Below are 21,694 nucleotides of genomic sequence, written 5' to 3'. Positions count from 1 at the left end.
TACAGTAAAGATGTAGCAAACATAACATTTACGGACATTCAGCGATATGAAGACCAGACCCTCTCCATCCCAGGCTTGCGCTACACATTCATCAGATCAAGCACTTCAACAACCCCTCAGTGTCCTCACTTCTTGAGCACGACGCCCCCACGAGGCGACCCGCCTATCCACGACTCAACTGGGACTGCCAATCAATCAGCATCCTTGAAATAGTTCCCGCGCCCGGGAACCATTTGGCGTTTCAGGCCTGTTCCCGTCGACCAGCACTTGCGTTTCCCCAGGTCGCGTCCTCTGTCTACGAAGAAAGTTCCCACGACCACTGCTTCTTCGCACCAGATTCCGGGTTTTCAGCGAGCGGATTTACAAAAACCCGGGTCGGACAAACCCGATGTAGGAATTTGGTGCGCATCCACCCCTGCCTGTCACCCTCAAACCACTCAAAGCGTGGGCTTTAAAGCGTGCGATGCAGGTCGCGCTTTCTCACCCAACCGGGCCGATTTTCGACGACCAGCATCGCACTCCTTAAACACCTCGACACGAGCGCAGCGAGGGCAAAACACAGCACGCACCAGCTCCCAAGAACCCCCAAACAAAAGAAAACAGCCCCCGCCAAGCATCAAAGCGAAGCAGAGGCTTTCCACTATTACCGCGCCCGGCGACGCGACCTGGCGGAGGATGGCTCCCACGTCACCAGCGCGGTTGAGCGTGGGACGTGAACGAGCTCCCCGCCGCGCGGGCGTGATTCCAGGCGTTGTCGCAGTTGCGCGTTTTCTTCGCGTTTGGCCGCCAGTTCCTCTTGGAGCTCGTCGATGTGTTCGGTGAGCTCGATGATGGTTTTGATGCCGGCGAGGTTGACGCCGTCTTCCTGGGAGAGTTGTTGGATCCGGCGCAGCATGGAGATGTCGCGTCGGGAGTAGCGGCGTCCGCCGCCGCTGGTCCGCATCGGTGTGACCAGGCCGATGCGGTCGTAGGTGCGCAGGGTTTGGGCGTGCATGCCGGTGAGTTCGGCGGCGACGGAGATGACGTAGTACTCCTCAGCCATGGTTATGCGCCTCCTGCCCACCCGGCGCGCGGGTCGAAGCCTGAGTCGCGTTCGGCTTGTTGGTAAGCGCGCAGTGCGCTGGTGGCGGCTGCGTCCAAGTCCTTGGGCACTGCGACTTCGACGGTGACCAGCAGGTCGCCGGCGTTGCCGGATTTGCGTGGCACGCCGCGCGCCTTGACTCGCAGGGTGCGCCCGTTGGGGGTGCCTGCGGGAACCTTCACGCGGACGTGTTTGTCCAGGGTGGGCACGGTGATGGTGCCGCCGAGGGCGAGTTCGCTGAAGGAGACGGGGACGGTGACTTCGAGGTCGTCGCCGGTGCGGGTGAATACTTTGTCGGGGCGGACGTGGACGGTGACGAAGAGGTCGCCGGCTGGTTTGCCGTTGGGTCCTGCTTCGCCCTGTCCGGCGAGGCGCACTTTTTGGCCGTCGACGACGCCGGCGGGGATGCGCACCGTGATCGTGCGGGAGCGCCGGACGGTGCCGGTGCCGTGGCACGTGGTGCACGGGTCCTTGATGACGTCGCCGGTGCCGCCGCAGTTGGTGCATGGGCGGGCCATGCCGAAGGCGCCGGAGTTCTCGCGGACGTAGCCGGAGCCGTGGCACTGTTCGCACTGTTCGACGTGGCCGGATTTGGATCCGGAGCCGTGGCATGTGGTGCATGGGGCGTCGCCGGTGAGTTCGACGGGGAAGGTGGTGCCTTTGGCGGCTTCGCGGAAGTCGAGCGTTATTTCCGTCTCGACGTCCGCCCCCCGCGACGGCCGAGCGTTCCTGCCAGCAGCGCCGCCGCGGTTAAAGAGGCCACCGAAGAGATCACCAAGGCCGCCTTCTCCAGCTTGTCCAGCACCCCCGGCTCCTCCGAAGATGTCGGAGAGGTCGGAGAAGTTGAAGTCGCTCTGCCCCGTTTGGCGAAACCCTCCCGGAAAGCCGGGACCTCCTGCCCCTCCGAATCGGCCGCCGAAGCCGCCGGAGCTCATCATCGCTTTGAACTGGTCGTATTCTTTGCGTTTTTCTTCGTCGCCGACGACGTCGTACGCTTCTGCCACCTTCTTAAACTTCTCCTCGGCGGCTTTGTTGCCGGGGTTGGAGTCGGGGTGGTTTTCGCGTGCGAGCTTGCGGTATGCCTTCTTAATGTCAGCTGTGGACGCGTCTTTGGAGACGCCGAGGTCGCCGTAGTAGTCCTTGTTGGCCCACTCTTGTTGCATAGCCATCTCGCACCCTCCTTTCTCGGATGAATTTTGTTATTTCAAGTACAAAACCGGGGCGTGAAGGCCGCTTTTCGCGCACCTCACGCCCCGGCCCTGGGTTTTGTTGTTACTCGTTGTCTTCAGCAGGCTCTTTCGCAGGGTCGGCGATGATGACCATTGCGTTTCGCACGAGTCGGTCGCCTACGCGGTAGCCCTTGCGCAGTACGGTGCCGATGACTTTGTCGTCGCCGGAGGACAGGTCTTGGACTGCCTCGTGGGTTTCGGGGTCAAAGGCGTCGCCTTCTGCGCCGAAGGCTTGGACGCGTTGCGCGGTGGCCACGCCGCGGAGTTTGTCGGCGAAGGCTTTCAGTGGGCCTTCGTTCAAGTCTCCGTGTTGTTCGGCGAGGTCGAGGTCGTCGAGTAGCGGGAGCAGTTCGGTAGCGAAGGCTGCTTTCGCGTGCTCGGCGATGGCCGCGCGTTCCCGCTCTGTGCGGCGCCGGTAGTTTGCGTACTCGGCGCTCACACGTTGCAGGTCTTCGGTCCGTTCAGCAAGCTGCTTTTCGACGTCATCCTGCTCGCCCTCATCCGTTTCCGGTGCAGCGTCGGCGTCGACCTCAGCCTCGGCTTCGGCAGCCTCTGCGGCTACGGCCTCAGCTTCTTCGATCAGGTCTTCAACCTGCTCCGGTTCCGGAGTGTTCGGGTTCGTCATGGTGACCTCCTTCTGCAGTGTTGCTGGTGTCTACTTGGTTTCGTCGGTGTCTTCGTCGACAACCTCGGCGTCGACGACGTTGTCGTCGGCTGCCTCGGCCTGGGTCGCGCCCTCGTTGGCCTGTGCCTCGTAGAGCACCTTGCCCAGCTCCTGCGACTCAGTGTTCAGCTTCTCGACGGCCGACTTCACCGCTTCAAGGTCATCTCCCTTGAGTGCTTCGTCGACGGCGTCGGCTGCCTCGGTGACGCGGGTCTTGAGGTCCTCCGGCAGCTTGTCGGCGTTGTCCTCCATGAACTTGCGCGTCTGGTAGGCGGCGGACTCTGCACCGTTGCGGGTTTCCTGCTCCTCGCGACGCTTCTTGTCCTCGTCGGCGTGTGCCTCGGCGTCCTTGATCATGCGGTCGATCTCCTCCTGGGACAGGCCGGAGCCGTCCTGGATCTTGATCGTGTTTTCCTTGCCGGTCGCCTTGTCCTTTGCGGAGACGGACACGATGCCGTTGGCGTCGATGTCGAAGGTGACCTCAATCTGCGGAACACCGCGCGGTGCCGGTGCGATGCCAGCCAGCTCGAAGGAGCCGAGCAGCTTGTTCGCGGAAGCCATCTCGCGCTCGCCCTGGAAGACCTGGATCTGCACGCTTGGCTGGTTGTCTTCAGCCGTGGTGAAGGTCTCGGAACGCTTCGTCGGGATGGTGGTGTTGCGCTCGATGAGCTTGGTCATCACGCCGCCCTTGGTCTCGATGCCGAGGGAGAGCGGGGTGACGTCGAGAAGCAGGACGTCCTTGACGTCGCCACGCAGGACACCTGCCTGCAGCGCCGCACCGAGTGCCACGACCTCGTCCGGGTTCACGGACTTGTTCGGCTCCTTGCCGCCGGTGAGCTCCTTGACCATGTCGGTCACGGCCGGCATACGAGTGGAACCACCGACCAGCACAACGTGGTCAATCTCGCCGACGGAGAGTCCAGCGTCCTTGATGACCTGGTTGAACGGCGCCTTGGTGCGGTCCAGCAGGTCAGAGGTGATCTTCTGGAACTCGGTGCGCGTCAGCGTCTCGTCGAGGAACAGTGGGTTCTTCTCGGCATCAACCGTGATGTATGGCAGGTTGATGGATGCCTGATGGGAGGAAGACAGCTCGATCTTTGCCTTCTCAGCGGCCTCACGCAGGCGCTGCATCGCCATCTTGTCCTTGGACAGGTCGACGCCCTGTGCAGACTTGAACTTATCGACGAGCCACTCAACCACGCGGTTGTCCCAGTCGTCGCCACCGAGCTCGTTGTCACCCGCGGTTGCCAGGACCTCTACGACGCCGTCGCCGATCTCCAGCAGGGAGACGTCGAAGGTACCGCCACCAAGGTCGAAGACCAGGATGGTCTGCTCCTTGTCAGCCTTCTCCAGGCCGTATGCCAGTGCAGCTGCCGTCGGCTCGTTGACGATACGCAGGACGTTCAGACCTGCGATCTGGCCGGCTTCCTTCGTAGCCTGACGCTGTGCGTCCTCGAAGTAGGCAGGGACGGTAATGACGGCGTCGGTAACCTCCTCGCCGAGGTATGCCTCTGCGTCCCTCTTCAGCTTCTGCAGCGTACGTGCGGAAATCTCCTGCGGGGTGTACTTCTTGTCATCAATCTCGACCGTCCAGTCTTCGCCCATGTGACGCTTAACGGAGCGGATCGTGCGGTCAACGTTGGTGACCGCCTGGTTCTTCGCGGACTGGCCAACCAGCACCTCGCCGTTCTTCGCAAACGCGACGACAGACGGGGTGGTGCGCGAACCCTCAGCGTTCGCGATAACTACCGGCTCTCCGCCTTCAAGGACAGAGACAACCGAGTTTGTCGTACCAAGGTCAATACCTACTGCGCGTCCCATTTCTACATTTCCTCCTGTGTTTGTCGAAGTCATTTCTGAAGTTAATCCGAAGTTGAATCGCCTCGACTCAACTTGACGGGAACCACTGTAGCAGAAGTTCCGCCAACCTTGAGCTTGTCACGCTCAATCCTTACAACATGCAATCCAGAAAGTTATTCCCACTCGACTCAACTTTTCCTAATCTTGCAGTCCAGGGGGTGTAAATAAGTTATGTCGGAGAGGTCTGGCACAATGTCTTGGTATGAACAACGAAGTTGAACCACAGGAGGAAACACAGCCCACCGCGGCCGACGCCGCGCAGGAGCTTTCCTCAGAAAATGTTGACCGCAGCACGGTCATCGCCTCCGACGGGCGCACCGCGGCAGCTTGGGCGGCGAGATTCATCATCATCGTCGCCGCCACCGCCATCCTGCTGTACCTGCTGAAGTACGTCTGGATGGGACTGCTGCCGATCTTCCTAGCGCTCATCGTGTGCACGGTGCTGTGGCCGCCAGTGGACTGGCTGCGCAAGAAGAAAGCGCCGCCTGCGCTCGCTGCGGCCGGCGTGCTCGTGGGGGCGTTCGCCATCATCGGCGGCATTTTCGCCGCGATGGCCCCGACCGTTCGCACCCAGGGCACCCAGCTCGTCGACCAGGCGCAGCAGGGTATTGACCAGATCACGCACTGGCTGCGCGACAACGTCGATAACGAGCTCATCGATCCAACCAAGGTTCAAGAGGTCATCGACCAGGTCACGAACGTCCTGCGAGGCCAGGCCTCCAACATCGCGTCTGGTGTGTTCTCAGGCCTCGGGGCGATCGCGTCCGTCGGCACCACCTTGGCGCTGACCCTGATCCTCACCTTCTTCTTCCTGAAGGACGGCTCAAAGTTCCTGCCGTGGCTCAAGGGTTACGTCGGCGTGCGCGCCGGTTGGCACCTCACCGAGGTCTGCATGCGTTCCTGGAACACGCTGTCCGGCTTCATCCGCACGCAGGCGGTCGTCTCGGCTGTCGACGCCATCTTCATCGGCCTCGGCCTGCTCCTACTCGGCGTGCCACTGTGGCCGGTCCTGGCAGTGATCACGTTCTTCGCGGGCTTCGTCCCCATCATCGGTGCGGTCACGGCGGGCGCGTTGGCGGTGATCATCGCGCTGGTCTCCAACGGCCTGACCAACGCCATCCTGGTGCTCGTGCTCATCATCGTGGTGCAGCAGCTGGAGAGCAACATCCTCCAGCCGATCCTGCAGTCCCAGGCAATGGGCCTGCACGCAGCGATCGTGCTGCTCTCCGTGGCGCTCGGCGGCACGCTGTTCGGCATCGTCGGCGCGTTCCTCGCGGTGCCGGTCGCCGCGGTCCTCGCTGTCTGGTTCCGCTACTGGGCAGAGATGGTCTCGCTCCGAACTGGCGAAGTCACCCCCGACGAGGTCCAAATGGCCACCCAACAGAGCCAGACGTTGGACTCCAAGGAGGCCTTCAACGCCGTGCGCGAACACATGGCACAAATGGGCAGGCGCTCCAAGAACTAAGCACGTAGCGCTATATTGTTAAGATAACTAGCCTCAAAAACCGAAAGGACATATTTCTATGAGTCTGCGCGTCGCTGTCGTAGGTGCCGGGCCAGCCGGTATCTACGCATCCGATCTGCTCATCCGCAATCAGGAGCACGAGATCCACGTCGACCTGTTTGAGCAGATGCCTGCGCCGTTCGGCCTCATCCGCTACGGTGTCGCCCCGGACCACCCGCGCATCAAGGGCATCGTCAAGTCGCTGCACAACGTGATGGACAAGCCGAACCTGCGCTTCCTGGGCAACATCACCGTCGGCCGCGACATCACCATTGATGAGCTGCGCGAGTACTACGACGCCATCATCATCTCCGCCGGCGCTGTCCGCGACCGTGAGTTCCTCGTCCCAGGTGGCGACAAGTCGATCGGCGCCGGCGAGTTTGTCGGCTTCTACGATGGCAACCCGCGCTTCGAGCGCTCCTGGAACCTGGAGGCGCGCGAGGTCGCGGTGGTGGGCGTCGGCAATGTGGCGCTGGATATCTCCCGAATCCTGGCGAAGACCGGCGACGAACTGCTGGTCACTGAGATCCCGGACAACGTCTACGAGTCCCTGAAGAACAACAAGGCCGAGGTCATCCACATGTTCGGCCGCCGCGGGCCGGCGCAGGCGAAGTTCACGCCGAAGGAGCTACGCGAGCTCGACGAGTCCGACACCATCCAGGTGCTCGTCGACCCTGAAGACATTGATTACGACGGTCCCTCCGAGGAACTGCGCCGCGCCGACAAGTCCATCGACCTGAACTGCCAGGTCCTGGAGCAGTACGCGATGCGCGAGCCGGACGACGCCCCGCACAAGATCCACATTCACTTCTTCGAGTCCCCTGTTGAGGTGCTCACCGAGGGCGACGCCATCGTTGGTATCCGCACCGAGCGCACCGAGTTCGACGGCGAAGGCGGGCTGCGCGGCACCGGCAAGTTCACCGACTGGCCAGTCCAGCAAGTCTACCACGCCATCGGCTACCGCTCCGAACCCGTCGAGGGCGTCCCGTTCGACCTTGAGCGCCACGTCATCCCGAACGACGGTGGCCACGTCCTCGGCGAGGACGGCTTCGAGGACTCCCTCTACGTCACCGGCTGGATCAAGCGTGGCCCGGTCGGCCTAATCGGCAACACGAAGTCGGACGCGAAGGAAACGACCGACATGCTCATCGCCGACGCTGACGCCGGCAAGCTCACTGCCCCGGTCCACGAGGACCCGGACGCCATCCTCGGACTTCTCGACGAGCGCAGCATCGACTACACCACCTGGGACGGCTGGTACCGCCTGGATGAAGCAGAGCGCAAGCTCGGCGAGGAGTGCGCCACCCACAGCCGCGAGCGCAAGAAGATCGTCGAGTGGGACGAAATGGTCTCCTACGCCCACCACAAGCAGTAAGCTGCTGGCTATGCGCCAGTTTTTGAAGAAGATCGCCGTTGCATGCGTGGGCGTCGCCACCGCCGCTTCCCTGCTCGCCCCCGCTGCCGACGCGCGGCCGGTGGTGAACCAGGGCGACCGCGTCCGCCTCGACATGGGGCTGGCCTACGGTATCTGCACCGTCGGCTACGTGGACCATGCGCGCAACCAGATCGCCATCGCGCGTCACTGCGTGAAGTTCCCGTTCCAGCAGGTGCTTGACGGCAGCGGCCGGCGCATCGGCACGGTGATCTCCTTCCCCGGCTGGCTCGTTTCCGCCGACGGCCCCAACGACTTCGCCTACGTCACCCTCTCCGGCGCTACCGCCGGCGCCAACCGGTTCTCTGGCAACGCGAAGGTCCACCCCAACGCGGTGCGCCCGGGCGAGCGCGTCTGCTCCTACGGCGCCACCACGCGCCGCGAGTTCTGCGGGCACGTCACTGGGGTGCGCGGCAACATGGTGGCAACCTCCATCGCCGGGCCTCGCCACGGTGACTCCGGCGGCCCCATCTGGATCCCGGGCCGCGGCTTCGTCGCCGTCACCTCCGGCGGGGTATGGAAAGACAAGAAGTACTGGATGACCGGCTCCTACCCGGAGCTGTACTTCGGACCCGAACTGCTATCTCCTGTTTCTATGGACCTTGACCAGCCCACGACGTCGTCAAACTCGATCCCGGGCTGGTACGCGCGGCAGCTGCGATAAGTTCGCCTAAAGTTCACTTTGGTGTTACCGGCCGTGCACGTGCGCACATTATGGTGATACGTTGGCCCACACCTTGGGCCCTTTTTGGCGAGAGTTTTTTCGACGACAGGAAGCGCTTCATCATATGAGCATGGACACCGCGACAACGACGTTCACGCACCACCCCGACGGAGCAGACGCAGGTAAGAAAGACCCACTGGGTTTCCTGCCGTTCGGTGGCCCCTTCAAGACCTTCGTGGACTGGATGTCCGTCGTCGTCGCGGTGTGGCTGCTGCTCAACGCGGTGAGCATGATCGGCGCCGGCTTCCAGATGGCCGCCGGTGACCGCGCCGAGGAACTCTTCTCGTTTGCACAGAACCCGTTCGTGGGCCTGGGCATCGGTATCCTCGCCACGGCGATCATGCAGTCCTCCTCCACCACCACATCGATTACCGTCGGCATGGTTGCGGGTGGCCTGCCCATCGAAATCGCCATCCCGATGCTCTTCGGCGCCAACCTGGGCACCACCGTCACCGCAACCCTCGTCGCGCTCGGTCTTTCGGGCAACAAGGAGCAGTTCCGCCGCGCCTTCGCGATGGCCACTGTGCACGACTTCTTCAACCTGATCGCCCTGGCCATCTTCATGCCGCTCGAGCTCGCCACCGGCTTCCTGCAAAAGACCTCGGGCGCGATCGCGCACTACACCAGCGGTGGTTCCGGCGGCATCCTCAACACGATCTTCAGCGGCATCGGCGACTTTGTCGACGCCATCACCGAACCACTCGTCTCCCTCGCCGAAACCGCCGTCAGCCCGCTGAGCCACGTGTGGGGCGGCATCATCCTCTCGATTGGCGGCATCGCCCTGATCATGGTGGTCATCGGGTTCATCGGCAACATGCTCGGCACGCTGCTGGTCGGCCGGGCGCAGGAGTTCCTGCACGCGGCACTCGGCAAGGGCACCCTCTCCGGTGTGCTTTCCGGCGCCGTCATCACCACGGCGGTACAGTCCTCCTCCACCACCACGTCGCTGACGGTGCCGCTGGCGGCGTCGGGCAAGTTCCACATGCGAGACCTGTTCCCGTTCGTGGTCGGCGCCAACATCGGTACCACGGTGACCGGGTTGATCGCGGCGTTTTCCGCGCCGCCCGAGGTTGCCGAGGTCGCCATGCAGACCGCCCTGGTACACACCCTCTTCAACACCTTCGCAGCGATCATCATCATGTCGGTGCCCTTCCTGCGCGCACTTCCTCCGAAGGGTGCCGAGTGGCTCGCCGGCCTCGCCGATAAGAACAAGGTGTACATCTTTATCTGGGTCGGCAGCGTGTTCTTCGCGCTGCCACTGCTGGCGATCTTCATCACCAACTTGGTGTCCTAGGGGCTGACAAAACCCAAAGTGTAGTAACAGGAATGTAGTAATCCCCGAAATTGCCCCAAAAAAGCGGATTACTACATTCCTGTTACTACACTTTGCAGTTCTAGGACAGTCCGCACCAGCCAAGTATGCTTAGGAGCTATGACCATGCCTCAACCGAATCCGAATTTCCAATTCAACTACCGCATCGGCGATACCGACCGCAATGACGCGGTGACGGCGTTGTCGGTGGCGTTCGGTGAGGGGCGCCTGACCATGGACGAGTTCGATAGGCGGTGTGCGGCTGTCGCGAAAGCGGAGTACTCGCCGGATTTGATGGCGTTGTTCCAGGACCTGCCGCAGAAGCCGGGCCAGTGCCAGGTGCCTGCCCAGCAGTCGCAACAGTCGCCGGTGTACACGGGCGAGGACATTGAGCTGGCCCGCAAGCGCGGACGCAATGTGCGCGGAGGCCTGCTGGGCTTGTCGACGATCGCCAGCCTCGCATTCATCGGCGTCTTTGCAGAGATGGGGGCGGACGCCCTAGCTACACTGTCGCTGCTGATCATCCCGACCGTGTTCATCCTGCTGTATGTGATGAAGGTGGGGCCGGATAGCTGGTACTCGCCGTCGGTTCGGCAGATTCAGCGGGCGCAGCGCCAGGCGGTCAAGATACAGCAGTTGGAGTTGCAGTCGCATCAGGCGGCGGAGATCGCGATGCGGAAGCAGCAGCAGCGCCAGCAGATGGACCAACTCAAGAACGATGCGTTGAATATCGCGCAGCAGACGATGCAGCGGTTCAACAAACGTGGTTAGGTTCGGGCGCTAGTATTGGCACATGGCCAACAAGAAGCAATCAGAAGCACCAGAACAAACAACCCCGCAGCACACGCCTTTTAAGCGGCACCGGCACTTTGACCAGGCCGAGAAGCTGAAGAACGTGTTTTATGACATTCGCGGCCCGGTGAGCGCGACCGCGGAGGAGATGGAGCGCGACGGCCACACCATCCTGAAGCTGAACACGGGCAACCCGGCCGTGTTTGGGTTTGAGGCGCCGGATGTGATCATGCGCGACATGATTGCCAATTTGCCGACGTCCCAGGGCTACACCACGTCGAAAGGCATTATTTCGGCGCGTCGCGCGATTGTGACTCGCTACGAGATGATTCCGGATTTCCCGGCGTTCGACATCGATGATGTCTACCTGGGTAACGGCGTGTCTGAGCTGATCAGCATGGTCACGCAGGCTTCCCTCAACGAGGGTGATGAGATCCTCATTCCGACGCCGGATTACCCGCTGTGGACGGCGGCGTCGACACTTGCGGGCGGCAAGGTGGTGCACTACAAGTGCGACGAGGAGGACGACTGGAACCCCTCGCTGGAGGACATCCGCTCCAAGGTGACCAGCAAGACCAAGGCGATCGTGGTGATTAGCCCGAACAACCCGACGGGTGCGGTGTACTCGCGGGAGACGCTCGAGGGCATCGCGGACATTGCCCGCGAGCACGAGCTGATGATCTTCGCCGACGAGATCTACGACCGCATCCTTTACGACGGTGCCCAGCACATCTCCATGGCGGAGGTTGCCCCGGACGTGATCACCCTGACGTTCAACGGCTTGTCGAAGGCGTACCGCGTGTGCGGCTACCGCGCCGGTTGGATGGTGCTCACGGGGCCACGCCGCCGGGCGAAGGGCCTCATCGAGGGCTTGGATCTGCTCTCCGGCACGCGCCTGTGCGCGAACGTGCCTGGCCAGCACGCGATCCAGGTGGCCCTGGGTGGGCGCCAGTCGATTTACGAGCTCACCGCGGACGGCGGACGACTGCACAAGCAGCGCAACGTCGCCGTGCGCAAGCTGCGCGAGATCCCGGGCATCTCCGTCGTGGAGCCGAAGGGCGCCTTGTACGCCTTCCCGAAGATCGACACGGAGATGTACCACATCCACGACGACGAGCGCTTCATGCTGGACCTGCTCAAGAGCGAGAAGATCCTTATGGTGCAGGGCACCGGCTTCAACTACCCCACCCCGGACCACTTCCGCGTGGTCACGCTGCCGTGGGCGTCACAGCTGGAGAACGCCATCGAGCGCCTCGGCAACTTCCTTTCGGATTACCACCAGCACTAGCGGATGACGCGCCAGCCCGCCTGCTGCCAGGTGGGCAGGTCGAGGGCGTTGCGGGCGTCGATAATTACTCGCTTATCGACGCCCACCAGCGGCTGCAGGAACGCATCCCACTCGGTCGCCAGGATGCACAGGTCCGCGCCAGCGGTGGCCTGCGCGAGCGTGCCGGGAAAGTCAAGGTCGGGGTAGGCGGCGCGGGCGTTGTCGAGGGCCTTCGGGTCGTGGACGCGCACGCGAGCACCGGCCTCGAAGAGGCGCTGCGCGACGTCGAGCGCCGGCGAATCCCGGATGTCATCCGAGTTCGGTTTGAACGCCGCCCCCAACACCGCGATGGTGCGCCCCTCCAGCGTATCTAGCTCCCGTCGCACCAGGTCAACGATGCGGGCGCGGCGCCCCTGGTTGATGGCGTCGACCTCCCGGAGGAAGCGCACCGAATCCCCGGCGCTGAGCTCCTCGGCGCGTGCGATGAACGCCCGGACGTCCTTCGGTAGGCAGCCGCCGCCGAAGCCGAGCCCTGCGTTCAGGAACTGGCGCCCGATGCGCGCGTCCAACCCGATGGCGTCCGCAAGCTGGGTGACGTCCGCGCCTGCGGCGTCGCACACCTCCGCGACCGCGTTGATGAAGGAAATCTTCGTGGCCAAAAACGCATTCGCCGCCACTTTCACCAGCTCAGCGGTGGGAAGATCCGTCACCACAATTGGTGAGCCATGCTCAATAGGAGTGGCGTACACCTCCCGCAGCACCTGCTCCGCGCGCCCACCCGGACGCTGCCCCACCACGATCCGGTCCGGCGCCAACGTATCGCTCACCGCGTGGCCCTCGCGCAGAAACTCCGGGTTCCACGCCACCTCCACCGCATCCGGGAGGCGCTCCTGCAGGCGGCGCGCAGTGCCCACCGGCACCGTCGACTTGCCCACCACCAGGTGCTCCCCCTCAAGGATTGCGGAGAGGTGGGAGGTGGCGTCGTCAAGAAATGAAGTGTCCGCGGCGAGCCCACCGGAAACCTGCGGCGTGCCGACGGCCAAAAAATGCACCCTCGCGAACCCCGCTACCTCGCGCAGATCGGTGGTGAAGCGCAGCCGACCCGACGCCGTGTGGCGCTGCAGCAATGTGTCGAGGCCGGGCTCGAAAAACGGCGCCCTCCCCGACTGCAACGCCGCAACCTTCGCCGCGTCCGTATCCACCGCCAGGACCTCGTGGCCAAGCTCAGCCATGCACGCGGCGTGCGTCGCCCCCAAATACCCCGCGCCGACCACCGACAACCGCATGCGTACGGCCCCCTAACGGAAGTTCAAGTACGCCTTCGACGGCGTCGGACCCCGCTGCCCCTGATACTTCGAGCCCAACGCGCCACTGCCGTACGGCACCTCCGCCGGCGACGTCATCGCGAACAACGCCAACTGGCCGACCTTCATCTCGGGCCACAACACAATCGGCAAATTCGCCACATTCGACAGCTCAAGCGTGATGTAGCCCGAAAAACCCGGATCGATGAACCCGGCCGTCGAGTGCGTCAACAGGCCAAGCCTGCCCAGGGAACTCTTGCCCTCCAGACGCCCAGCCAAATCCGACGGCAACGTGAACTTCTCCAACGTCGACGCCAACACAAACTCGCCCGGGTGCAGCACAAACCCCTCACCCTCAGGGACCTCCACCAGCGTGGTCAGATTCGGCATCTCCTCACGCGGATCAATATGGGTATAGCGCGAGTTATTAAACACGCGGAAGAACCGATCCAAACGCACATCCACCGACGACGGCTGCACCAACGCAGCGTCATACGGTGCAATACCGAGGCGTCCCGAATCAACGGCGTCACGAATGTCATGGTCTGAAAGAAGCACGGCGCCAAGTCTAGCCTGCTTTCACGCGGGGCTAAAGTAAACGCATGCACCGAATCCTCTCGACCATTCTCCTGACCGCCGCTCTCGCGGTCAGTGGCGCCCCAATCGCCACAGCGAACACCAGCGACATATTTAACGACGCCTCTTGCGTCCCCGCCGCCGACAAAACAACACCCGTGCTCTATGTACACGGCACCTCCGCAAACACCGAAAAGTGGGCCCAAAACGCCGTCGCCCTCAAAGCCGCAGGCTACTGCGTATGGGGCTTCAACTACGGCCGTGGCAGCGGACTGCCCTCTCTCTTCCCCGGTTCCTACGGCAACGCCGACATCAACAGCTCCGCGCGCGAACTCGCGCGCAACGTCGAACGTGTCAAGGAAGCAACCGGTGCCGACCAGGTCGACCTCGTCGCACACTCCCAAGGCGGCCTGCTGGTGAAGAAGTACATCGCCGAGCTCGGCGGTGGCGACAACGTCCGGCGCGCAGTCACCGTTGGCGCCACCTTCCACGGCACCGACCTCAACGGCGCCGGCCGATTCCTCTCCCCCATCGCCCGCGCACTCCCACGCCTCGCGGCGTTCCTCGTCGGACCAGGCGCACTCCAACAGCTCAACGACTCCCCCGAGATCCAGGCCCTCAACGCACTCCCCGACACCCAAGCCGGAATCGTGTACACCTCGCTCTATTCACCATCCGACGTCACCGCCACCCCAAACAGCACCTCAATCCTGCAAGCTGTCGACGGAGCGGACGTCGTCAACATCAACATCGAAGCATCCTGCCCGAACTCCGGCCGAGTCCTGCACCCCAACATGCAGTCCGACCTCACCGTCGCGGCCCTCACCCGGTGGGGCCTCGAGCGCACCGCCGACGACCGCACCCCCAACCAGCGCGCCTGCTCACTCAGCGCACTCCCCGACGGGTCCGACGCAGCCCGCTAGCGTTTGGCGAATTAGCAGCGCGGTGCTAAAATTACCCACTGCTGCATTACATGCGCTGCCGGCGTAGTTTAGTGGTAGAACATCAGCTTCCCAAGCTGAGAGTGCGGGTTCGATTCCCGTCGCCGGCTCCACTATGACGTCGAAAATGATAAGTAGGCGTTTGCGTTAGCGCGTACGCCCCAAGGGGGTCAAGAAAATCGCTTGCGTTAGCGAGTGTATAGCGCATTAGCTCTGACCTGCGGAAGCGCTTTCCTCTCTTTCGGCTGAGCGAGCGTTTGCGTTAGCAGGCGTTGATCTGGTCAAGGCGGACGCTATGGTCGGCGACCTCGGTAACGAGTTCAGCGTCGTGGGTGATGACAATGACGACGGCACCAGTGTCAGCGAGTTTACGCATTACTCGGGAAATCGCGACAAGGTGCTTGTAGCCAACACCGGACGTGGGTTCGTCGAAGATGTAAACTTTCTTGTTCGCAGCAAGCGCTGTAGCAATAACCAGGCGTTGGCGCTGCCCGCCAGAGAGTGCTTGGGGATGGTCAGCCTCGTGGTCGGCAAGGTCGAGTTCTTCAAGGATCGCGTGGGCATCGATGTGTTGCTTTTCGGCTTTGGTCGTGCCGAGCGTGACTTCGTCGATGACGGTATCTGAGAACAACTGTCGGGTAGGGTCTTGCATCACAAGGTAGGCGTCACGGCTGGGGAATTTTTGTCCATTGAGTATGATGGATGCGTGTTTGGCTTTTTCTAGTCCGCAAACAATGCGTGCCAGGGTTGATTTCCCTGAACCGCACGGGCCGAGGAGCGCTGTGATTTTCCCTGCCGGAAAGAGCGCATGGTCGACGTTGAGAACCGTTTTCCCCTGCCGGTAGGCGAAGGTGAGGTTGTCGATCGTGAGCCCCTCCCCTGCCGGTTCCGGAAGTTGTGGCATAGACACAGTCACTAGGGATCGCAGTCCAAGCTGTTTGCGCTCCTCATCCGAGGTAGCGTAGAACTCTTCGCCGGTTGCGGTGAGGGCGATCTTGCCTTTGTCGAAGCAGTAGACACGGTCAGCGATCCCGGAAAGAAAACTTAGCCGGTGTTCAGCAATGATGATCGTGTGTCCATCAGCTTTGAGCCTGGCGATGAGTGTGGCGAGTTGGCCGATAAGATCAGCTGATAGGTTCGCGGTCGGCTCGTCAAAGACGATCAGCGACGTGTTGTTGCACATGGCGACGGCGCAGGCCACGCGTTGCATCTGCCCGCCCGACAGCTGTGTGACGCGGGATTCCAACAGGTCGGCGATACCTAACTCGGCTGCAACCTCGTCAATGCGGGCACAGATCTCCTGCGGGGCGCGGCCGAGATTTTCTGGGCCGAAGGCGAGTTCTTGGCGCACGTGAGTGGTGTAGAACTGGGTGCGTGGGTTTTGAAACACTGTCGAACAGTGGTGGGCAAGCTCTGATAGATCTACTCGTGCCACGTCAATGTCGTCGACTGTGACGCTTCCGGTAAGGTCGCCGTCGTGAAAGTGCGGGATGAGCCCGTTAAACAGCCGTAGCGCGGTGGTTTTCCCCGATCCCGATGCGCCACACAGCAAGGTGACGGTTCCAGGTGTGATGGTGATGGTTGCGTCAGTGATTGAGGGGTGGTCTGCTCCTCGATAGGTGAAGGTGACGCCGGTGGCTTGGGTTATTGTCATAGGACGATTCTCCATATCGCGAAGCCGATAACGACGAGCAGAATGACTGCGTCGATCACACGGAATTTCACGACCGTGACTGAGGTGGGCTTTGCGGTTCCGCCCAGTCCTCGCACGAGGGCAGCAGATGCCAGTTCGTCCCCGCTGCGTACCACGGTCGATAGCAGCGGGATTGTGAAGTACTGGGCCGCGCGCAGGGAAAACGCAGACATGCCGCGTAGTTTCATCGCATCTGAGATCGCTTTAACCTCGTGGCCGATCACGGGCAGCACCCGTAAGGCAACCGAGATTGGGATCGTGAAACAGGTCGGGATCCGTGAGCTGACGAGTGCTTTTTGCAAGGTGGCGGGTCGGATTACACCGATCGCGTATGCGCCCATGCCTGCGCTGACACTGAATCGCCACATCCACTGCAAAAACAGCATGAGGAACGCGCTGACCGTTGACTTCCACACCAGTGGTATCACGAAGACGAGCCCGCCGAGGACCGCAAACGTGGCCAGGTAGACGGCCACCCAGCTCGGGCGCACGAGCGTGTTGGGGTTGATCGCAGCGCTCGCCAGCATCACGGCGGCGAATCCGCCCAGAGCACACACGAACCACGGCGAGTAGGCACTGTAGATCGTGGTGGAGACGATGACGAGCGCTACGATAATCGTGCGCGGGTCGGGAAGTTTAGACAAGACCGGCCCGTTCAAAGTGCTTACGCGCCACCCTGGTTCCCAACAGACCAGCAAGCCAGCCCACGATGAGCATCACAACGAAGAAGCCCAACAGAATCGGAATCGTGACAACCTGCGCCATCTTCGCGGCATACTCGGCGCCCATTTGTTCGGCGATCTGCGACATATATGCGTCTTGGTCCATAAATAGCGGCATCCACGGGGAAACATAGATCGGCAGAATAAACAGTGCGTATGCCAGCGGAACGCGAACCTTCACGCTCTTCGGCCCCTTGGTAATGACTAGGTCGGCGAGCAGGCCGAATACAGCGGCCACCGCGATTCCCCCTACCCAGTGGCCGGTCACGAAGAAGAGGATTTCGATGATAATCAGCATGATTGTCAATGCCCCCATCTTCGGAGTGCGTGCTGTGAACAGCGCAAAGACGATGCCGTTAACGAGAATAGAAAGCAAGAAGCCGGCATACATGGCGGCGGGGATGAACCCGAGCATTCCGAATGCAAACACGATGACGAACATCAAGGCGGTGAAGACGCCAATGTTGATGAAGTCGCGCGTGTTGAGGCGCGAGGATGTAGGCGTAGACATAGTTTTTCCTTTCATGTGCTTATACGTGCTGTGTTTAGACGAGTTGCCATCCAGCTGCGTTGATGCGTTCTTGCCAGAAATCGCGGTATTGACCCGGCTGGTTGACCAGCTCGTCGTGGCACCCGCGCTGGGCGATACGCCCATCGTGGGAGAGCACAATGATTTGGTCAGCTTGGCGAATGGTTTCAAGTTTGTGGGCGATGACAATTAGTGTGGAGTGCTTACGCAGCTCGTTCATCGCCGCAACAATGTTGGCTTCATTTTCCGCGTCCAACGCGCTGGTGGCCTCATCGAACAGCACGATCGGGGCTTTCTTCACCAAGGCGCGAGCGATGGACACTCGTTGGCGTTCCCCACCTGACAGTGCACGCCCGCCAGCACCCGCCAATGAATTCCAGCCGTCTGGGAGGCGGTTGACAATTTCCGTCACGCCCGACAGCTCAGCGGCCCACCTGATTTCTTCATCAGTAGCTTCGGGATTGCCAAGGCGAATGTTGGCTTCGAGAGTGTCGTTGAATAAGTAGACGTCTTGGAAGACCAGAGATATCTGGCGCATCAAATCTTCGGTGGTCTGCTCGCGCACGTCCACTCCGCCAACGCGCACGCTGCCGGACTGCACATCCCAGAAACGTGCAACCATCCGGGCGATCGTCGTCTTCCCGCACCCAGATGGACCAACCAGGGCACACATGCCGCCTTGCGGGACATGGAAGGACATATCGTGCAGCACCGGGGTGTCCGGATCGTAGCTGAAGGTGACGTCCTCGAAACGAACATCACCAGGTGCCCTCGCTGGTGTAGAGGCATCGGGTTCGGACAGTTCGGGGGCATCCATGACCTTGTCGACGTGGTTCATCTGCTGGCGGCGTTCTTCCAGCCCGGTCATGCAGCCACCGATGTCTTGGAGCATGGTGGTGAACCGCAGGCACATGCCGATTGTGACCACGGCGTTCAGCGCATTCATTTGCCCGCCGAGGGCGAGTTGGGCGGTCAGCCAGATCATTATCACGACAAGGGCTTGGACGAACATTCCATTAATCAGGTTCGCTAATGTTTCGATCCACAATGCTTTGCGGCTTTTGCGGTCAGCCTGTTTGAATGCCCGATCAAGGGCCGGGTAGTCGTCGGCGACATGGCAGGAGCGCAGCGCGCCTTGGCAGGTGGCGAATTCGACCATGCGAGCCGCCAATTCTGACTCAGCTGGTTCGGAAACCTGCTTACCTTTATCAAGAAGCACGCGGGAGATATGGAGGAATGCGAGCATGATCGGGAACGCGATCGTCAAGGTCAGTCCCAGCCGCCAATCCCAGAACCAGGTTCCCACAGTGATCACCAGCACGGCTGAGAGTTTTTGGACGAGGGAGAAAATGAAGTGCGCCGCCGACTCGCCCAAGTTCATCATTTCCTGGGTGACCATGCGCGACAGTCGGCCAGAGCTACCCGAATCGAACACTCCCAACGGTAGGCGGGCTACTTTGTTACCTATTGCGTGGTGGACGTCGTGAATGAACCCGAGCGCGCCAATATAGCCGGTGCGCATGCCATAAAACTCGGTGCCTACACCCGCTACCGAGATCACCGCCAAGGCGATGAGCCAGCCCCAAAACGATAACCCCCACACCGGCATTCCGGTCGCTAGGGCACTTGCTGCGGGAAGCAGAATCAGCAGGGCAAAGCCGTGACACAGTCCTGAGACCGCACCCCACGCTTGACCGACCGAGAGGTCACGCCACGAGGCGGGTTCCATCAAACGCTTAAAGCGTGGCAGCAATAGTTGATTCATCGTGTCATCTCCTCACATGCACCTTGGGCAAGAAGTGCCTGATAGTGCGCATTACCCAACAGCTCGTCGTGTTTACCGACCACAGCAATGCGCCCGCGTTCCATGACGACAATCTGATCCGCGCCCCTGATCGACGCCAACCGGTGGGCGATCACAATCACGGTTCTGCCTTTGGCAAGAGTCGAGAGAGCTTGTTGAATTTTCGATTCCGATTCCGGGTCCGCCATCGCCGTCGCCTCGTCCAGCACCAACACTGGGGCATCAACCATGAGCGCCCGGGCGATCGCGATACGGGCTGCCTGCCCGCCCGAAACGTGGGTGTCCTCCCCCAACACGGTGTCGTAACCATCTGGCAGGCTCATGATGAACTCGTCGATCTGCGCGGCTCTCGCCGCCTGTCGCACCTGATCCAAGGTTGCGTCTGGCGCGCCCAGGGCAATGTTGTTGTGGATGGTGTCGCGAATAAGCTGTGCATCTTGCAAGACGAACGCGACCGTCGAATACAACAAATCCTGGGAAATGCTCTTTAGATCAACCCCGCCGATAGTGATCGTGCCAGCGTCCGGGTCATCAAAGCGGGCAATTAAACTCGCCAACGTCGACTTCCCCGCACCCGACGGGCCAACCAGCGCGGTCACCGTGCCTGCCGGAATGCTCAGGCTCACCTCGTCTAATGCCTGGGTGTCGTCATAGGCATACGACACACCCCGAATCTCGATATCATGACCGTGTGGTGTCTGTGGCGCATCGGGCTGACTCAACGCTGGTAGCTCCATGACGTTCACCAGCCTCACTGCCGCAGACCCTGCGAGCTGGTACGACCAGGCGATGGTTGCGACTGCCATCAACGCTCCCGGCAGCACCAAGGCGATCAACGTCGTCGTTATCACCTCGTAGATGCTCACCCAACCGGCGTTCATCATCAACGCGCCACCGCCAAGGTTCACGATCAACAACACCGGGATCGACACCCACGAAAATGAGGCGACCGACATCGACACCAGCGGCATACACCACGCCCGGTAGAACTTAGAAAACTCGTTAGCCGCATCTAAATAGGCTTTATGTGCTTGGCCGACCTTGCCGAATGCTTTCACCACTGAGATACCGGCAACGAACTCGGCCATCGTTGCCGAAACCTGAGCGAGCTTGGTGTCCATTTGTGCGGTCTTCTCATTCATCCCACGCATCGACATGCCATACATGCCCACATAAATCGGAATCGTCGCAATCGACAGCAGAGCGAGCCGCCAATCCACCACAAACGCATACACCAACAAGGCGAGCGGGGATACGATCGCGTTCAGTTTCTCAATCGGCCCGTGCGCGATCACTGTATGCACCGTGGCCGTATCATCCTGAATGGTCTTGCGGATCTTCCCCTCACCCTCGCGGGTAAACCACGACAGCGGAGCAGTCGACATTCGGGCGGCAATTTGCCGACGCATCTGATTACGCAACGACAGGTCAATAAAATGCGTCACGCCCAATGCAACAAAATATAAGGTCAACCGGGCCATGTATGCGCTGACGAGGAGCATGACGATCCAGTTCACCCGCGCCGGGTCCACCTGGTCTTGCATAAGTTCTCTGCCAAGCTCCACCAGAGCCACATACGGGGCAATAGCCAACACGCCTGAGAGAAAAGCCAAAACCTGCGCGATAAACAGTTTGCCTTTCACCGGCTGCGATAGCTGACGGATCGCGTTCTGGCCAGCGACAGATTTTTCCTTCGCGGACCCATACTCACCGTCAACAACCTGATCCGTTACACTATCGTTCACGTAAACACCATCCTTATTAGGTTAGTCTAACCTTACTCGCTTTCTGGGAGGTGTACCTAACCGTGCACATCAACCGATACGAGCATCACCCTTTCAAGGCCATGCTTACCTGTTCACCGGTGCGGAATACCAACCGGATCGTATCCTCGTCTACAATGGCATGGTCAATGAGTGCGCTCCACTCTACATCTGTAAGAACGAAGGCTCTTGGGCTGGAAGTTTGCTGCGCCCGCGAAATGGGTTCGCACCGATCAAGCACTTCAGGACTGTCCAACACGAACCTGAAGCAAGTCCATCTACTGCTCAAGAGTACGAAACACTCACAGAGTTAATTCTCGAAACGCTCAATCAAGCCGGTATTGAAACACTCCGTGCCCTCCAACCACTAGCTGAAAGCGATGACACCCCCTAACCAGATACCCGCTAACGCAAGCCCACCCGCAGATCCCCTTGGCTTCAAACGGACGCCACCCCCAGTGGGCGTTACAGCGATGACTGCCGGATCGCCGAACCTC

General features: G+C 61.2%; 18 protein-coding genes and 1 tRNA gene. 8 read left to right on the top strand and 11 right to left on the bottom strand.

Features of this window, described 5'->3' with window-relative positions; all coding sequences use genetic code 11:
• Positions 1 to 643: 643 nt before the first annotated feature.
• From BJP05_RS01190 to dnaK, 4 genes are all read right to left on the bottom strand, one after another.
• Positions 644 to 1,042, bottom strand: a complete 399-nt coding sequence (locus BJP05_RS01190) for a heat shock protein transcriptional repressor HspR (RefSeq protein ID WP_070361811.1) — start codon at positions 1,040 to 1,042, stop codon at positions 644 to 646.
• Between the two features lie 2 nt (positions 1,043 to 1,044).
• Complete coding sequence (gene dnaJ, locus BJP05_RS01185) at positions 1,045 to 2,250, bottom strand: molecular chaperone DnaJ (protein WP_070361810.1); 1,206 nt, start codon at positions 2,248 to 2,250, stop codon at positions 1,045 to 1,047.
• A gap of 103 nt (positions 2,251 to 2,353) precedes the next feature.
• A complete protein-coding gene (gene grpE, locus BJP05_RS01180) occupies positions 2,354 to 2,935 on the bottom strand; it encodes a nucleotide exchange factor GrpE (protein WP_070361809.1) in 582 nt (193 codons plus the stop codon).
• Positions 2,936 to 2,965: 30 nt separating this feature from the next.
• Positions 2,966 to 4,795, bottom strand: a complete 1,830-nt coding sequence (gene dnaK / locus BJP05_RS01175; protein WP_070361808.1) for a molecular chaperone DnaK — start codon at positions 4,793 to 4,795, stop codon at positions 2,966 to 2,968.
• A 241-nt stretch (positions 4,796 to 5,036) separates the two neighbouring features.
• Between dnaK and BJP05_RS01170 the strand changes: the two genes are divergently transcribed.
• The 6 genes from BJP05_RS01170 (at position 5,037) to BJP05_RS01145 (ending at position 11,886) form a co-directional block, all read left to right on the top strand.
• Positions 5,037 to 6,299 (top strand): AI-2E family transporter, encoded by a 1,263-nt coding sequence (locus BJP05_RS01170; protein WP_070479596.1) that lies wholly within the window; start codon positions 5,037 to 5,039, stop codon positions 6,297 to 6,299.
• 58 nt (positions 6,300 to 6,357) lie between these two features.
• Positions 6,358 to 7,713, top strand: a complete 1,356-nt coding sequence (locus BJP05_RS01165) for an FAD-dependent oxidoreductase (RefSeq protein WP_070361807.1) — start codon at positions 6,358 to 6,360, stop codon at positions 7,711 to 7,713.
• Positions 7,714 to 7,723: 10 nt separating this feature from the next.
• On the top strand, positions 7,724 to 8,434 hold the full coding sequence (locus tag BJP05_RS01160; RefSeq protein WP_070361806.1) for a hypothetical protein: 711 nt from the start codon (positions 7,724 to 7,726) through the stop codon (positions 8,432 to 8,434).
• A gap of 130 nt (positions 8,435 to 8,564) precedes the next feature.
• On the top strand, positions 8,565 to 9,788 hold the full coding sequence (locus tag BJP05_RS01155) for a Na/Pi symporter (protein ID WP_240492779.1): 1,224 nt from the start codon (positions 8,565 to 8,567) through the stop codon (positions 9,786 to 9,788).
• A 144-nt stretch (positions 9,789 to 9,932) separates the two neighbouring features.
• Positions 9,933 to 10,577 (top strand): DUF1707 domain-containing protein, encoded by a 645-nt coding sequence (locus tag BJP05_RS01150; RefSeq protein WP_070363423.1) that lies wholly within the window; start codon positions 9,933 to 9,935, stop codon positions 10,575 to 10,577.
• A 22-nt stretch (positions 10,578 to 10,599) separates the two neighbouring features.
• Entirely contained in the window at positions 10,600 to 11,886 is a 1,287-nt protein-coding gene (locus BJP05_RS01145; protein ID WP_084028530.1) for a pyridoxal phosphate-dependent aminotransferase, read from the top strand.
• Here the strand turns inward: BJP05_RS01145 and BJP05_RS01140 are convergent.
• On the bottom strand, positions 11,883 to 13,151 hold the full coding sequence (locus BJP05_RS01140) for a UDP-glucose/GDP-mannose dehydrogenase family protein (protein WP_145945223.1): 1,269 nt from the start codon (positions 13,149 to 13,151) through the stop codon (positions 11,883 to 11,885). The two genes, BJP05_RS01145 and BJP05_RS01140, sit on opposite strands and share 4 nt — an antisense overlap.
• Before the next feature lie 12 nt (positions 13,152 to 13,163).
• Positions 13,164 to 13,727, bottom strand: a complete 564-nt coding sequence (dcd, locus tag BJP05_RS01135; protein ID WP_070361805.1) for a dCTP deaminase — start codon at positions 13,725 to 13,727, stop codon at positions 13,164 to 13,166.
• A 44-nt stretch (positions 13,728 to 13,771) separates the two neighbouring features.
• On the opposite strand from dcd, the gene BJP05_RS01130 reads away from it, so the two are divergent.
• Both BJP05_RS01130 and BJP05_RS01125 read left to right on the top strand, forming a co-directional pair.
• On the top strand, positions 13,772 to 14,668 hold the full coding sequence (locus BJP05_RS01130) for an alpha/beta fold hydrolase (protein ID WP_070361804.1): 897 nt from the start codon (positions 13,772 to 13,774) through the stop codon (positions 14,666 to 14,668).
• A 57-nt stretch (positions 14,669 to 14,725) separates the two neighbouring features.
• A tRNA-Gly gene (locus BJP05_RS01125) sits at positions 14,726 to 14,799 on the top strand.
• A gap of 149 nt (positions 14,800 to 14,948) precedes the next feature.
• On the opposite strand, the gene BJP05_RS01120 is transcribed toward BJP05_RS01125, so the two are convergent.
• From BJP05_RS01120 to BJP05_RS01100, 5 genes are read right to left on the bottom strand one after another with little or no spacing between them, the layout of a single operon-like run.
• Entirely contained in the window at positions 14,949 to 16,340 is a 1,392-nt protein-coding gene (locus BJP05_RS01120; RefSeq protein WP_070361803.1) for an ABC transporter ATP-binding protein, read from the bottom strand.
• Entirely contained in the window at positions 16,337 to 17,023 is a 687-nt protein-coding gene (locus BJP05_RS01115; protein ID WP_070361802.1) for an energy-coupling factor transporter transmembrane protein EcfT, read from the bottom strand. The genes BJP05_RS01120 and BJP05_RS01115 overlap by 4 nt, the downstream gene beginning before the upstream one ends.
• On the bottom strand, positions 17,016 to 17,612 hold the full coding sequence (locus tag BJP05_RS01110; RefSeq protein ID WP_070361801.1) for an MptD family putative ECF transporter S component: 597 nt from the start codon (positions 17,610 to 17,612) through the stop codon (positions 17,016 to 17,018). Before BJP05_RS01110 ends, BJP05_RS01115 begins: the two co-directional genes overlap by 8 nt.
• Before the next feature lie 34 nt (positions 17,613 to 17,646).
• On the bottom strand, positions 17,647 to 19,395 hold the full coding sequence (locus BJP05_RS01105) for an ABC transporter ATP-binding protein (RefSeq protein WP_070361800.1): 1,749 nt from the start codon (positions 19,393 to 19,395) through the stop codon (positions 17,647 to 17,649).
• Complete coding sequence (locus tag BJP05_RS01100; RefSeq protein WP_070361799.1) at positions 19,392 to 21,179, bottom strand: ABC transporter ATP-binding protein; 1,788 nt, start codon at positions 21,177 to 21,179, stop codon at positions 19,392 to 19,394. The genes BJP05_RS01105 and BJP05_RS01100 overlap by 4 nt, the downstream gene beginning before the upstream one ends.
• Between the last annotated feature and the right edge of the window lie 515 nt (positions 21,180 to 21,694).

It is taken from the genome of Corynebacterium sp. NML98-0116 (assembly GCF_001767255.1).
Taxonomy (GTDB): domain Bacteria; phylum Actinomycetota; class Actinomycetes; order Mycobacteriales; family Mycobacteriaceae; genus Corynebacterium; species Corynebacterium pseudogenitalium.
The sequence above is the reverse complement of the archived record's forward strand: the minus strand, read 5'-3'. Positions and strand labels throughout refer to the sequence as shown.